This is a genomic window from Pseudomonas palmensis, assembly GCF_049942755.1.
Taxonomy (GTDB): domain Bacteria; phylum Pseudomonadota; class Gammaproteobacteria; order Pseudomonadales; family Pseudomonadaceae; genus Aquipseudomonas; species Aquipseudomonas palmensis.
Window position 1 is genome coordinate 1003194 of sequence record NZ_CP187958.1, and the last position, 12641, is coordinate 1015834.

The following is a 12641-nucleotide window of genomic DNA, read 5'->3' on the forward strand; positions in this document are numbered from 1 at the left end:
TTTCGGCTGTAGGTCGCTAGCGGGTTCCGGCGGATGCCGGACGCCCGATCATTCCCACTCGATCGTCGCAGGCGGCTTGCTCGATACGTCGTAGGTGACGCGCGAGATGCCTTCGATCTCGTTGATGATGCGGCCGCTGACGGTTTCCAGCAGTTCGTATGGCAGGTGCGCCCAACGCGCGGTCATGAAGTCGATGGTCTCGACCGCACGCAGCGCCACCACCCAGGCGTAACGACGGCCGTCACCGACCACGCCCACCGATTTCACCGGCTGGAATACCACGAAGGCCTGGCTGACCTTGTGGTACCAGTCGGCCTTGCGCAGCTCTTCGATGAAGATGTGGTCGGCACGACGCAGCAGGTCGGCGTATTCCTTCTTCACTTCACCCAGGATGCGCACACCCAGGCCCGGACCCGGGAACGGGTGACGGTAGACCATGTCGTACGGCAGCCCCAGCTCCAGGCCCAGACGACGGACTTCGTCCTTGAACAGTTCGCGCAGCGGCTCGACCAGCTTGAGGTTCATTTCCTCCGGCAGGCCACCGACGTTGTGGTGCGACTTGATCACGTGGGCCTTGCCGCTCTTGGCACCGGCCGACTCGATCACGTCGGGGTAGATGGTGCCCTGGGCCAGGTACTTGATGTTGTGCAGCTTGTTCGACTCGGCATCGAACACGTCGATGAAAGTGCGACCAATGATCTTGCGCTTCTTCTCGGGGTCCGCTTCGCCGGCCAGGTTGTTCAGGAACTGGTCCTCGGCGTTGGCACGGATCACCTTGACGCCCATGTTCTCGGCGAACATGGCCATCACCTGCTCGCCTTCGTGCAGGCGCAGCAGGCCGTTGTCGACGAACACGCAGGTCAGCTGGTCACCGATGGCCTTGTGCAGCAGCGCCGCAACCACCGAGGAGTCCACGCCGCCGGACAGGCCCAGCAACACGTTGTCGGTGCCGACCTGGGCGCGCACCTGGGCGATTGCGTCTTCGGCGATCTTCGACGGGGTCCACAGTGCTTCGCAGCCGCAGATGTCGAGGATGAAGCGCGACAGGATGCGACCGCCCTGCTTGGTGTGGGTCACTTCCGGGTGGAACTGCACGCCGTAGTAGCCGCGATCATCGTTGAACATGCCGGCGATCGGGCAGCTTGGGGTGCTGGCCAGGATGTGGAAGTCTTCCGGGATGCGGGTGACCTTGTCACCGTGGCTCATCCACACGTCCAGGCCGAATACGCCGTCAGCGTCGACGTGGTCTTCGATGCCGTCGAGCAGGCGGCTCTTGCCGACCACATCGACACGGGCGTAGCCGAACTCGCGCAGCTCGGAACCTTCAACCTTGCCGCCCAGTTGCTCGGCCATGGTCTGCATGCCGTAGCAGATACCGAATACCGGTACGCCCAGGTCCCATACGGCCTGTGGCGCGCGCGGGCTGTCGGCTTCGTGCACCGACTCGGGGCCGCCGGCGAGGATGATCCCGCGGGGGGCGAATTCGCGAATCGCCTCGTCGTCCATGTCGAACGGGTGCAGTTCGCAGTACACGCCGATTTCGCGCACGCGGCGGGCGATCAGCTGGGTGTACTGGGAACCGAAGTCGAGGATCAGGATACGGTGAGCGTGAATGTCGAGGGCCATGACTCAATCTCGTCAGTGGTAATCGGAAACGACGCGGGGCTGTCGTGAACAGCCCCGCTTACAGGTATTGCCAGGAGCATCAACCTACGCGGTAGTTTGGCGCTTCCTTGGTGATCTGCACGTCATGCACGTGGGACTCGGCCATGCCGGCACCGGTGATGCGCACGAACTCGGGCTTGGTACGCATTTCTTCGATGTTGGCGCTGCCGGTGTAACCCATCGAGGAACGCAGGCCGCCCATCAGCTGGTGGATGATCGCGGTCAGGGTGCCCTTGTATGGCACGCGACCTTCGATACCTTCCGGTACCAGCTTCTCGGCACCGGCCGAGGAGTCCTGGAAGTAGCGGTCCGAGGAACCCTGGGCCTGGGACATCGCACCCAGCGAGCCCATGCCGCGGTAGGCCTTGTAGGAACGACCCTGGAACAGCTCGATCTCGCCCGGGGCCTCTTCGGTACCGGCGAACATCGAACCCATCATCACGGCGCTGGCGCCGGCGACGATGGCCTTGGACAGGTCACCGGAGAAGCGGATGCCACCGTCGGCGATCAGCGGTACGCCGGTGCCTTCCAGCGCGGCAGCCACATTGGCGATGGCGCTGATCTGCGGCACGCCGACGCCAGCGACGATACGGGTGGTGCAGATCGAGCCAGGGCCGATACCGACCTTGACCGCGTCGGCGCCGGCTTCGGCCAGGGCCTTGGCGGCTGCGCCGGTGGCGATGTTGCCGCCGATCACCTGCACGTCGGGGAAGTTCTGCTTGACCCAGCGCACGCGGTCGATAACGCCCTTGGAGTGGCCGTGGGCGGTGTCGACCACCACCACGTCGACGCCGGCAGCAACCAGTGCGGTCACGCGGTCGCCGGTGTCCTTGCCGGTACCCACTGCAGCACCGACGCGCAGGCGACCCTGGTCGTCCTTGCTGGCCAGCGGGTACGCCTTGGCTTTCTCGATGTCGTTGACGGTCATCATGCCCTTGAGGGCGAACTTGTCGTCGACGATCAGTACGCGCTCGATGCGGTGCTTGTGCAGCAGCTCGCGGGCCTCGTTCTTGTCGGCGCCTTCGCTGACCGTGACCAGACGCTCTTTGGGCGTCATCACTTCACGCACGGTGGCGTCGAGGCGGTTTTCGAAGCGCACGTCACGGGAGGTGACGATGCCGACCAGGTCGCCGTTGTGCAGCACCGGCACGCCGGAGATGTTGTGCAGGCGGGTCAGTTCGAACAGGTCGCGTACGGTGGCGTCGGCCTCGATGGTGATCGGGTCCTTGACCACGCCGGCCTCGAACTTCTTGACCTTGCGCACTTCGGCTGCCTGCTGCTCGATGGTCATGTTCTTGTGGATGATGCCGATGCCGCCTTCCTGGGCCATGGCAATGGCCAGACGGGCTTCGGTCACGGTGTCCATGGCGGCGGAAACCAGTGGAATATTCAGCTCGATGCCACGGGTCAAACGGGTCTTGAGACTGACTTCGTTAGGTAGCACCTCGGAGTAACCGGGTACTAGGAGAATGTCGTCGAAGGTCAGGGCTTCTTGGCTGATACGCAGCATCGCGGGGGCTCCCGGGCGGGAAAATGGAAGCGCGCCATTATACTCATGCGCGCCGTGTGACTCAATGTAAAGATGGGCCTTCGGTCAGTTGTCTTGCAGCTTTACCTGCACCACTGCCACCGGCTGGTCGAGCCAGTCGGCAAAGGCATCGATGAAAGACGGCTTGAAACCGGCCTCGCCCCAGTTGTTGAAGATGAACCCCAGGTTGGAAAAGGCACAGGGCTGCAGGTAAAGGAAGCCGTTGATGTCGTCTTCATGGCCGCAGCGCGGGCAGGTGAAGTTGTCGCTGATGCCGGGCATCCACTCTTCCAGGCTGGCGAACAGCTCCACCCCCACTTCCCGGCGGCACTCGGCGCAGCCGGCTTCTTCGAGAAAGCCTTCGGTGGGCGTATAGATGCAGCGCTTGTAGATGACTTCCAGGCCATTGACGGGCTGGCCGTACGGTAGCAGCTGCGGCCGCTCGACCACCTTGCGCGCACCCTCGGCGATGGCATAGCCCATGCGGTTGCCGGTGCGCCCGCAGGTGCTGAGCTGTTCCTCGATCACCTTTTCGCGTACCAGCCAGCGCAGGATCGCGCGGGCGCGCGGCTCGTGCACCGGCACGGTGGAGATCTTGGGGACGATGATGCTCTGGAATGTCATGAAGGCGGCCGAACAGGTTAAAGGTGCCAGTTTACCTCACTCAGGTAGCGCGCGATCAGCGCGATGCCGCTGGCCAGCACCAGCCAGGTGACCAGCCGCACGAAGGTTTCGCGGGACATCTTCAGGGTCAGCCGGCGCCCAACCCACAGGCCGGCGAACATCATCGGCAGCAGGCACAGGGCAAGCAGCAGCAACGGCAGGTCGGCGTATACCCCGGCAATCAGGAACAGGCTCAGGCGCACCACGGTGCTGCAACTGATCAGCGCGCTCTGGGTCGCGCGCACCTGCTCCTTGGCGTCGAGCCGGGCATTGAGGTAGATGGCATAGAGGAAGCCGCCGCTGCCGAACAGCGCACCGAACAGGCCGCCGGTGATACCCATCGGCACCGACCAGCCGGCATTCAGGCGCGCCGGCTTAACCTTCACCGCCAGGCTGTAGAGCGCATAGGCGCTGATGAACAGGCCCATCAGCAACAGCAGCAGGTCGGACTTGAGGTTGAGCAGGAACACCACGCCCAGGGTGCAGCCGATGGCCATGCACGGCAGCAGGCGCAGCAGTTCGCCGCGCACCACGGCCTTGCGCGCCGGCAGCCAGTTGCCGAAGGCAGCGACGAAGTCCAGCAGCACCAGCAACGGGATGATGCGCGACAGCGGCATGAAGTTGATCAGGACCGGCCCGGCGACCAGCGCGGTGCCGAAGCCGGCGATGCCGAACACGATGTAGGCGACGCCGATGCCAAGCAGTATCGGCAGCCATTGGAGCGCAGTGAAAGGGAGCGAGTCGAGCAGTGTGGAGAGCATGGTGTATGCCTGAGTCGTGAGTGAGGCAGCGTTCAGACGAACTTTAGCCATTGGCCAGCCATGCCGACTAATATGCAATTGCGCCATCAGCCATCTCGAAAAGGCATCCCTCATGATCTCTACCCGACAGTTGCGCTACTTCGTCGAGATTGCCGAGTCCGGCAGTTTCAGTGCTGCCGCCGAGCGCCTGTTCGTCGCGCAGTCGGCGCTGAGCCGGCAGATAAAGGAGCTGGAGAGTCAGCTGGCCACCCCGCTGTTCGAACGCACCGCCCGCCAGCCGCGCCTGACCGCAGCGGGCCTGGCGTTTCTGCCGCGGGCCCGCAACCTGCTGGGCGAGCTGGAGAAGGCCTGCCGCCTGGCCACCGAAATCGGTCAGGGCCTGCGCGGCAGCCTGCGCCTGAGCCATTCGAGCACGGTGCCGCTGACCGGCGCGCTGCTGGATCGGCTCACGGGCTACCTGCAGCACAACCCCGGCGTGTCGATGGACATCGCGCAGCTATCTTCCGAGGCGCAACTGGAGGAACTGGCCGAAGGTCGCCTGGAGTTCGGCCTGCTGCGCCTGCCGGTGCTGCGCCAGCACGAAGGGCTGTGCGTGCAGCCGCTGTTCGACGAACCGCTGCTGCTGGCGGTGGCCGCAGACCACCCGCTGGCCGATGAGCCGAGGGTGTACCTGGCGCAGTTACGCGACGAGGCGTTCATTTCCATCCCCCACCGCCAGCGCGGTGGCTTGAGCTACCTGTCGGCCGAGCTGTGCATGCGTGAAGGGTTCTTCCCTCGGGCTGCGCGGGTGGTGTCGCGCAAGACCACGCAGTTGCAGTTGATCCAGGCCGGGTTCGGGGTGGCCTTGCTGCCACGGTGCATGCGCGATATTGCGCCGGCGGCGCTGCGCTTCGTGCCGCTGGCCGACGCGGGGTGCGTGAGTACGGTGGCGCTGGCCTATCGACGCGATGCCGGGCCGTTGGTGCATCAGTTTGTGGAGCACATGCAGGGCTGAGCCGGCAACGTCGTCTCCTGCAAGAGACCGCGCATGACCTGTAGGAGCCGGCAAGCAGCGCCGCCACCTGCCGGGACTGCAAAGACCGCGCGATTCCCTTTATGATGCCCCGCATGATCAAAGACCCTTTCGAAAGACTCGGCCTGGACCGCGAGGTCCTTACCGTCAGCCAGCTCAACGGCCGCGCCCGCGTGCTGCTCGAGGACGTGTTCAGCAACATCTGGGTCGAGGGCGAAATCTCCAACCTCGCCCGGCCCGCCTCCGGCCACGTCTACTTCACCCTCAAGGACAGCGGCGCCCAGGTGCGCTGTGCACTGTTTCGCAACAACGCCGCCCGCGTGCGCCAGGCATTGCGCGACGGCCTGGCGGTCAAGGTGCGTGGCAAGGTCTCGCTGTTCGAGGGGCGCGGCGACTATCAGCTGATCCTCGACACCGTCGAACCGGCCGGTGACGGCGCCCTGCGCCTGGCCTTCGACGCGCTCAAGGAAAAGCTCGGCAACGAGGGCCTGTTCAGCAGTGAACGCAAGCGCGCCCTGCCCGCCCACCCGCAGCGTATCGGCATCGTCAGCTCGCCCACTGGCGCGGTGATCCGCGACATCATCAGCGTGTTCCGCCGCCGCGCCCCGCAGGTGGAGCTGACCCTGATACCCACCGCCGTGCAGGGCCGCGAAGCCATCAACCAGATCGTGCGGGCCCTGCAACGCGCCGATGCGCAAGGCTTCGACGCGCTGATCCTGGCCCGTGGCGGCGGCTCGCTGGAAGACCTCTGGTGCTTCAACGAAGAAGCCGTGGCCCGTGCCATCGCTGCCTGCGTCACGCCCATCGTCAGCGCCGTGGGGCATGAAACCGACGTGTCGATCAGCGACTTCGTCGCCGACGTGCGCGCCCCCACCCCTTCGGCCGCCGCCGAACTGCTGGCCCCCGACAGCAGCGACCTGGGCCGACGCCTGGAAAGCCTGCAACGCCGCCTGCTGCTGCGCATCCAGAACCGCCTGGCCCATGACCGGCTGCGCCTGGACAGCCTGGCGCGGCGTCTGCGCCACCCCGGCGAACGCCTGCGCCAGCAGGCCCAGCGCCTCGACGACCTGGACATGCGCCTGCGCCGCGCCTTCGAGCAGCGCCTGAACCAGCGCCGCGAACGCCTGGCACGCCTGGATACCCGCTTGGCCGCGCAGCACCCCGGGCGTGCCCTGGCGCTGCTCAAGCAACGCCTGGACAACCTCGCCGAGCGCCTGCCGCGAGCCATGCGCCAGACCCTCGCCACCCGCCGCCAGCACCTGCAGGTGCAGGTGCAGACACTGCAGGTGGTCAGCCCGCTGGCCACCCTCAGCCGTGGCTACAGCATTCTGCTCGACGAGCGCGGCCAGGCCATCCGCAGCGCCGCGCAGACCCGCAACGGCCAGCGCCTGACCGCCCGCCTGGGCGAAGGCGAGCTGCAGGTGCGGGTCGAAGACAACCACCTGACCCCGGTCACGCTCTCTCTACTGGACTGACTCATGCCCCGACTGTTTGCCCCGCTGCTCGTCCTCTGCCTGGCCTTCGCCGGCACCGCCCAGGCCAGCTACATCACCCGCCAGTTGAACAAGCCGGTGCCCGGCGGCGTCGCGGTGGTCGACCTCGGCCCCGCCGCCCAGGCCCCTCAGGCACGCTTCGACGGCAAGCCGGTGCTGGTGGTACGCGAGCAGGACACCTGGCTGGCCATTGTCGGCCTGCCGCTGACCCAGAAGCCCGGCACCGCCAGCCTGACCCAGGGCGAGCGCACCCTGAGCTTCACGGTCGCCAGCAAGAAGTACCCCGAGCAGCGCATCACTCTGAAGAACCAGCGCCAGGTCAACCCCAACCCGGCCGACCTCAAGCGCATCGACGCCGAACTGGCCGAGCAGCTCAAGGCCTACCGCAGCTTCAGCCCCAACCTGCCGAGCAACCTGCTCCTCGACAAGCCGGTCAACGGCCCGCTGTCGAGCAAGTTCGGCGTGCGTCGCTTCTTCAACGGCGAGGAACGCAACCCGCATGCCGGCCTGGACTTCGCCGTGCCCGCCGGTACCCCGATCAAGACCCCGGCCAACGGCAAGGTGATCCTGATCGGCAACTACTTCTTCAACGGCAACACCGTGTTCGTCGACCACGGCCAGGGCTTCATCAGCATGTTCTGCCATATGTCGAAGATCGACGTGAAACCCGGCCAGCAACTGAGCCGTGGCGCCATCGTCGGACGGGTGGGCTCCACTGGCCGCGCCACCGGGCCGCACATGCACTGGAACGTCAGCCTGAACGACGCACGGGTCGATCCGGCGATCTTCATCGGGGCCTTCCAGCCTTGATCAGCGTCTTGCGCCAATCAAAAAGACCGCGCAACTGGCGCGGTCTTTTTGATTGGTCGGCGCTATAAAATCACGACATTCTTCAGTTTTTAAGCATTCCTCTCAATTTTTTTGCAGTGCTTGCCATCGTTCACCCCACTGGTTAGGGTTGAACCCATGAAAACCACGCACACCCTCATCCTGCTTCGCCAACATCGCAGCCTTTGCCTGGTCAGTGCCCGACTACCAAGCTGAATCGCGTCGCCTCGCCCATTCATCACTTGTACGTTCGGCGGGCCCCTTTCAAGGCCGCACAATAAGGATTGCTTTCATGACCATGCTCAAAGACCCTTCGAAAAAATACCGTGCCTTCGCTCAGGTAAACCTGCCTGACCGCACCTGGCCCTCGAAGACCATCACAGCCGCGCCGATCTGGTGCAGCTCGGACCTTCGCGACGGCAACCAGTCGCTGATCGAGCCGATGGATGCGGTCAAGAAGCTGCGCTTCTGGAAGACCCTGGTCAGCGTGGGCGTGAAAGAAATCGAGGCCTCCTTCCCATCGGCCTCGCAAACCGACTTCGACTTCGTGCGTACCCTGATCGAAGACGGCCACATCCCGGACGACACCACCATCCAGGTGCTGACCCAGGCCCGTGAAGACCTGATCGCACGTACCTTCGAATCGCTGCGCGGGGCCAAGAAGGCCATCGTGCACCTGTACAACGCCACCTGCCCGGCATTCCGCCGCATTGTCTTCAACCAGGACAAGCAGGGCGTCAAGGACATCGCGGTGAACGCGGCCAAGCTGTTCGTCAAGTACGCCGCCCAGCAGCCGGAAACCCACTGGACGTTCCAGTACTCGCCAGAGACCTTCAGCGCTACCGAACTGGAGTTCGCCAAGGAAGTCTGCGACGCGGTGATCGAGGTGTGGAACCCGACCCCCGAACACAAGGTGATCCTCAACCTGCCAGCCACCGTGGAAGTTTCCACCCCGAACATCTATGCCGACCAGATCGAGTGGTTCGGGCGCAACGTGTCGCGCCGTGACAGCGTGATCATCAGCCTGCACACCCACAACGACCGTGGCACCGGCGTGGCTGCCACCGAGCTGGGCCTGATGGCCGGCGCCGACCGTGTCGAAGGCTGCCTGTTCGGCAACGGCGAGCGTACCGGCAACGTCGACCTGGTGACCCTGGCCCTGAACCTCTACACCCAGGGCGTGGACCCGGAGCTGGACTTTTCCGACATCGACGGCGTGCGCAAGGTGGTCGAAGAGTGCAACCAGATCCCGGTGCACCCGCGTCACCCGTATGTGGGCGACCTGGTGCACACCGCGTTCTCCGGCTCGCACCAGGATGCGATCCGCAAGGGCTTCACCCAGCAGAAAGAAGACACCCTGTGGGAAGTACCGTACCTGCCGATCGACCCGGCCGACATCGGCCGCAGCTACGAGGCGGTGATCCGCGTCAACAGCCAGTCGGGCAAGGGTGGCATCACCTACCTGCTCGAACAGGAATACGGCATCAGCCTGCCGCGTCGCATGCAGATCGAGTTCAGCCAGGTGGTACAGGGCGAGACCGACCGCCTGGGCCTGGAAATGACCGCCCAGCAGATCTACAAGCTGTTGCAGAGCGAGTACCTGCAAGCCAACGCCCCGTATGCGCTGGTCAGCCATCGCCTGCAGGAAGAGAACGGCCACAGCGCCGTGGAAGTGGAAGTGGCCGGTGAAGGCGAAACCACCCTGCACTGGCGCGGCAAGGGCAACGGCGCCCTCGAGGCCCTGGTGGCCGGCCTGCCGGTAGCCGTGGAAATCATGGACTACAACGAGCACGCCATCGGTGCCGGTACCCACGCCAAGGCGGCGGCCTACATCGAACTGCGCGTGGCTGGTGGTCGTCCGGTGCACGGCGTGGGTATCGATGAAAACATCACCACCGCCAGCTTCAAGGCGCTGTTCAGCGCACTGAACCGCTCGCTGAGCCAGCAGGCTGCTAAGGCGGCGTAAACGCCAACTGACACGCTGCTGCATGCAATGCCCGCCTCTGATACGGAGGCGGGCATTTTTTTTGGTTGTGCGAAAGCCTGCGGGGCGCTGGCGTGCTCGGTATACTGCCGGCCTCATTATTTTTGCCACACCTGTAAGGACACTCAATGAGCCACTACCTGGAACGGGCACTCACCAGCCTGCGCACCATCGGCATCAACTTCATCCAGCCCGTTCAGGATGCCCCGGTTCTGGTACTGCTGGACCGCGTGGCCCACTACGACACCACCAAGGTCACCTCCATCGCCACCGTGCTGCAGCAGGCCACCAGCTTCAACAGCATGGTGCGCGAGCAGATCGAAGGCATGGACATCTCCACGCGCTTCATGGACATCACGCAGAGCTTCACCTCCATCCGCGAGGACGCCGCCGCCATGGCCGGCTGGATGGATGACGGGCGCCTGGACGCGATGGAAAAGATCAAGCTGACCTGGATGAACGTGCGTCGCGGCTCCATCCCCAGCCGCTTTGCCGATATCCGCGAAAATTACCTGAAGGTGTGCAAGTCGGCCAACGACCAGATCGCCCGCGAGAGCGTGATCCTGGAGTCGTACATGGACTTTCGCATGGCCATGAAAGCCGCCGAGGTGGAAGCCCAGCAGGTGCTGGCCATCGCTGGCGAGGCCCTGCAGCAGCGCACCCTGGCCCTGAACGAGGCCAACGCCCGGGTCGCCGACGCCGAAAGCGCCGAGCCCGCCGCACGCGCCGCGCTGGAACTGGGCCGCGATGAAGCCGTGCGCGCCCTGCAGGACGAAGACAAGCGCTACCAGATCATCAAGGACATCGCCGATGACCTGAAGGTCGGCTACAACACCGCCGAAATGGTCTTTGCACGCATCAATCAGGTGCACGTGATCAAGGAGCGTCAATACCAGCGCATGGTGTCGTTCTTTTCCACCAACGAAGTGGTGCTCACCGGGCTTGCCGTGTCGTTCACCGCCAACAGCGGCCTGGCCGAAGCCACCCACACCCTCAATGCCACCACCGACGGCATCAGCCAGGGCCTGGAGTCGCTGGGCAGCACCGGCAACCAGCAGCTCGAAGCCGCGGTCAAGGCCAGCTACGGCTCGACCATCAAGGTCGACTCGGTGCGCGCCCTGGCTGACGCCACGCTGTCGTTCCAGACCGACATGAAGCAGATGGCCGACACCTACCGCGCAGAGTCGAGCAACGCCGCCCGGGATATCGCCGAAGCCGTCGAAGAGGCCAAGCGCAAGTTCGCCGCCCTGCTGACCAAGGCCGCCTGATGAGCAGTGTTCCTCTGTCCGAACAGCTGGGCGCGATGGCGGTGGTCGACCAGCTGCGCCATCAGCAGATGCAGGTGCAGGAGCACCTGAACCTGCCGCAGCGCCGTGCTGAAGTCGCCGAGCGTATCCGCACCTACTACCAGGCCCAGGGCATCGCCTATGACGATGCGCTGATCGAACAGGGTGTGCGGGCGTTCTTCGCCCGGCGCCTGGCCTTCGAGGCGCCCGAACAGACCGCACTGCAACGCCTGACCACGCGCCTGCTGCTCAACCGCAGGAAGCTCATGCGCATCCTGCAACTGATCGTCGTCGCGCTGCTGGCCGTACAGTGCACCCGGGTGGTGAACGACACCGCCAAGAGCTCCAAGGTGCAGGACAACGTCCGTACGGCCGAGTATCGCAGCAGCGATCTGAGCGCCGACCTTGCGCAGCACCAGTCGCGCCTCGATGCGTTGCAGCAAGCCGTCGCGCAACAGCCCGAGCCCGCGGCCACGCGCCTGCTGGGGCCGCTTGCCGAGCGGCTGACGCAGGTTCAGACACTGCTGACGCACCGACCGTGGCCGCAACTGATCGACAGCGACAACCGCGACAGCGTGCAGCAGGACCTCGATACCTACGAACGCAACACCCAGTCGGCGCGCGCGCAACTGAGGCAGGCCGACAAGGGCCTGAACGACGTCCAGGCCATTATCGATGCCCGCAACCGCCTGCAGGCCGTACTGCACAACCCGGCGTTCACCGCAGGCGCCAAGCGTTTCGGGGTGATGGCGCAGCAGGCCCGGGTGGCCGACCAGGCCATCGGCAACGCCGACACCCAGGGCATCGAGGTGGTCGACCGTGAAGTCGGTGAGCTCGAAAGCCAGCTCGATCGCATTCAGCAGGTCCAGCCGCTGATCCGGCGCCTGGACGAAATCGAGCAGCAGTTGCCCGCCCTGCGCCTGCCGCCGAACGACCTGCGGGTGGTGCGTGCCCAGGCCGCCCAGGTCGACAAGGCCATCGACGCCCTGCAGGCACGCCAGGCCAGCGACCACCTGTCGACGCTTGACAGCCTGCTGGTGTTCGCCCGTCAGGCACTGGAGCTGCGGGTGGTGGACCGCTACGGCGTCAAGTCGGGGGTCGAGCGCTGCTATGACCAGGCGCTGTGCAACCAGGGCGGTGACTCCCTGCAGGGCAAGAGCTGGTACCTGGTGGTCGAGGCCGTGGACGCCGCCGGCAACCCGATCAGCGTGCCGGTCACCAGTTCGGAAACCGGCGAATCGCGCTGGGCGTCCTACTTTGGTGTGCGGGTCAGCCAGGCCGAGTACCTCAAGGTCAAGGAAGACAAACTCAGCGACGGCCACATCGACGACCTCGCCATGGGCAGCAAGCCTGCCAACATGCTGAGCCTGAAATTCAACCAACGTGTCGCCAAACCCGACATGATCCTGGACTGGTGATGA

10 protein-coding genes are annotated in these 12641 nt (G+C 64.9%); 6 read left to right on the forward strand and 4 right to left on the reverse strand.

Going from position 1 to position 12641, the window contains the following annotated elements; genetic code table 11:
* Positions 1 to 48: 48 nt before the first annotated feature.
* The 4 genes from guaA to ACPRTJ_RS04720 form a co-directional block, all read right to left on the reverse strand.
* The gene (gene guaA / locus ACPRTJ_RS04705) at positions 49 to 1626 is read right to left on the reverse strand and encodes a glutamine-hydrolyzing GMP synthase (RefSeq protein WP_043860651.1); all 1578 of its coding nucleotides are present in this window, start codon (positions 1624 to 1626) and stop codon (positions 49 to 51) included.
* A 79-nt stretch (positions 1627 to 1705) separates the two neighbouring features.
* Positions 1706 to 3175, reverse strand: coding sequence for an IMP dehydrogenase (gene guaB, locus ACPRTJ_RS04710; RefSeq protein ID WP_043860652.1), 1470 nt, complete (start codon positions 3173 to 3175; stop codon positions 1706 to 1708).
* Positions 3176 to 3259: 84 nt separating this feature from the next.
* A complete protein-coding gene (locus ACPRTJ_RS04715; RefSeq protein WP_054915068.1) occupies positions 3260 to 3817 on the reverse strand; it encodes a hypothetical protein in 558 nt (185 codons plus the stop codon).
* A gap of 17 nt (positions 3818 to 3834) precedes the next feature.
* Positions 3835 to 4617: a sulfite exporter TauE/SafE family protein gene (locus tag ACPRTJ_RS04720; protein WP_370408961.1), complete on the reverse strand. Its 783-nt coding sequence runs from the start codon at positions 4615 to 4617 to the stop codon at positions 3835 to 3837.
* Between the two features lie 112 nt (positions 4618 to 4729).
* On the opposite strand from ACPRTJ_RS04720, the gene ACPRTJ_RS04725 reads away from it, so the two are divergent.
* The 6 genes from ACPRTJ_RS04725 (at position 4730) to ACPRTJ_RS04750 (ending at position 12638) form a co-directional block, all read left to right on the forward strand.
* Positions 4730 to 5611: a LysR family transcriptional regulator gene (locus ACPRTJ_RS04725; protein WP_210014707.1), complete on the forward strand. Its 882-nt coding sequence runs from the start codon at positions 4730 to 4732 to the stop codon at positions 5609 to 5611.
* Between the two features lie 113 nt (positions 5612 to 5724).
* A complete protein-coding gene (gene xseA, locus ACPRTJ_RS04730) occupies positions 5725 to 7104 on the forward strand; it encodes an exodeoxyribonuclease VII large subunit (protein WP_054915069.1) in 1380 nt (459 codons plus the stop codon).
* Between the two features lie 3 nt (positions 7105 to 7107).
* The gene (locus tag ACPRTJ_RS04735; protein ID WP_116052986.1) at positions 7108 to 7932 is read left to right on the forward strand and encodes a M23 family metallopeptidase; all 825 of its coding nucleotides are present in this window, start codon (positions 7108 to 7110) and stop codon (positions 7930 to 7932) included.
* Positions 7933 to 8242: 310 nt separating this feature from the next.
* Entirely contained in the window at positions 8243 to 9916 is a 1674-nt protein-coding gene (leuA, locus tag ACPRTJ_RS04740; protein WP_043860402.1) for a 2-isopropylmalate synthase, read from the forward strand.
* Between the two features lie 146 nt (positions 9917 to 10062).
* On the forward strand, positions 10063 to 11202 hold the full coding sequence (locus ACPRTJ_RS04745; RefSeq protein ID WP_043860401.1) for a hypothetical protein: 1140 nt from the start codon (positions 10063 to 10065) through the stop codon (positions 11200 to 11202).
* Positions 11202 to 12638, forward strand: a complete 1437-nt coding sequence (locus ACPRTJ_RS04750; protein ID WP_426428241.1) for a DUF6384 family protein — start codon at positions 11202 to 11204, stop codon at positions 12636 to 12638. The genes ACPRTJ_RS04745 and ACPRTJ_RS04750 overlap by 1 nt, the downstream gene beginning before the upstream one ends.
* Positions 12639 to 12641 lie beyond the last annotated feature (3 nt).

Excerpts from the sequence above, each read along its gene's own strand:
- ACPRTJ_RS04720 (WP_370408961.1), bottom strand. The coding sequence starts at position 4,617 with ATGCTCTCCACACTGCTCGACTCGCTCCCTTTCACTGCGCTCCAATGG.
- xseA (WP_054915069.1), top strand. The coding sequence starts at position 5,725 with ATGATCAAAGACCCTTTCGAAAGACTCGGCCTGGACCGCGAGGTCCTT.
- ACPRTJ_RS04725 (WP_210014707.1), top strand. The coding sequence starts at position 4,730 with ATGATCTCTACCCGACAGTTGCGCTACTTCGTCGAGATTGCCGAGTCC.
- leuA (WP_043860402.1), top strand. The coding sequence starts at position 8,243 with ATGACCATGCTCAAAGACCCTTCGAAAAAATACCGTGCCTTCGCTCAG.
- ACPRTJ_RS04745 (WP_043860401.1), top strand. The coding sequence starts at position 10,063 with ATGAGCCACTACCTGGAACGGGCACTCACCAGCCTGCGCACCATCGGC.
- guaA (WP_043860651.1), bottom strand. The coding sequence starts at position 1,626 with ATGGCCCTCGACATTCACGCTCACCGTATCCTGATCCTCGACTTCGGT.
- ACPRTJ_RS04735 (WP_116052986.1), top strand. The coding sequence starts at position 7,108 with ATGCCCCGACTGTTTGCCCCGCTGCTCGTCCTCTGCCTGGCCTTCGCC.
- guaB (WP_043860652.1), bottom strand. The coding sequence starts at position 3,175 with ATGCTGCGTATCAGCCAAGAAGCCCTGACCTTCGACGACATTCTCCTA.
- ACPRTJ_RS04715 (WP_054915068.1), bottom strand. The coding sequence starts at position 3,817 with ATGACATTCCAGAGCATCATCGTCCCCAAGATCTCCACCGTGCCGGTG.
- ACPRTJ_RS04750 (WP_426428241.1), top strand. The coding sequence starts at position 11,202 with ATGAGCAGTGTTCCTCTGTCCGAACAGCTGGGCGCGATGGCGGTGGTC.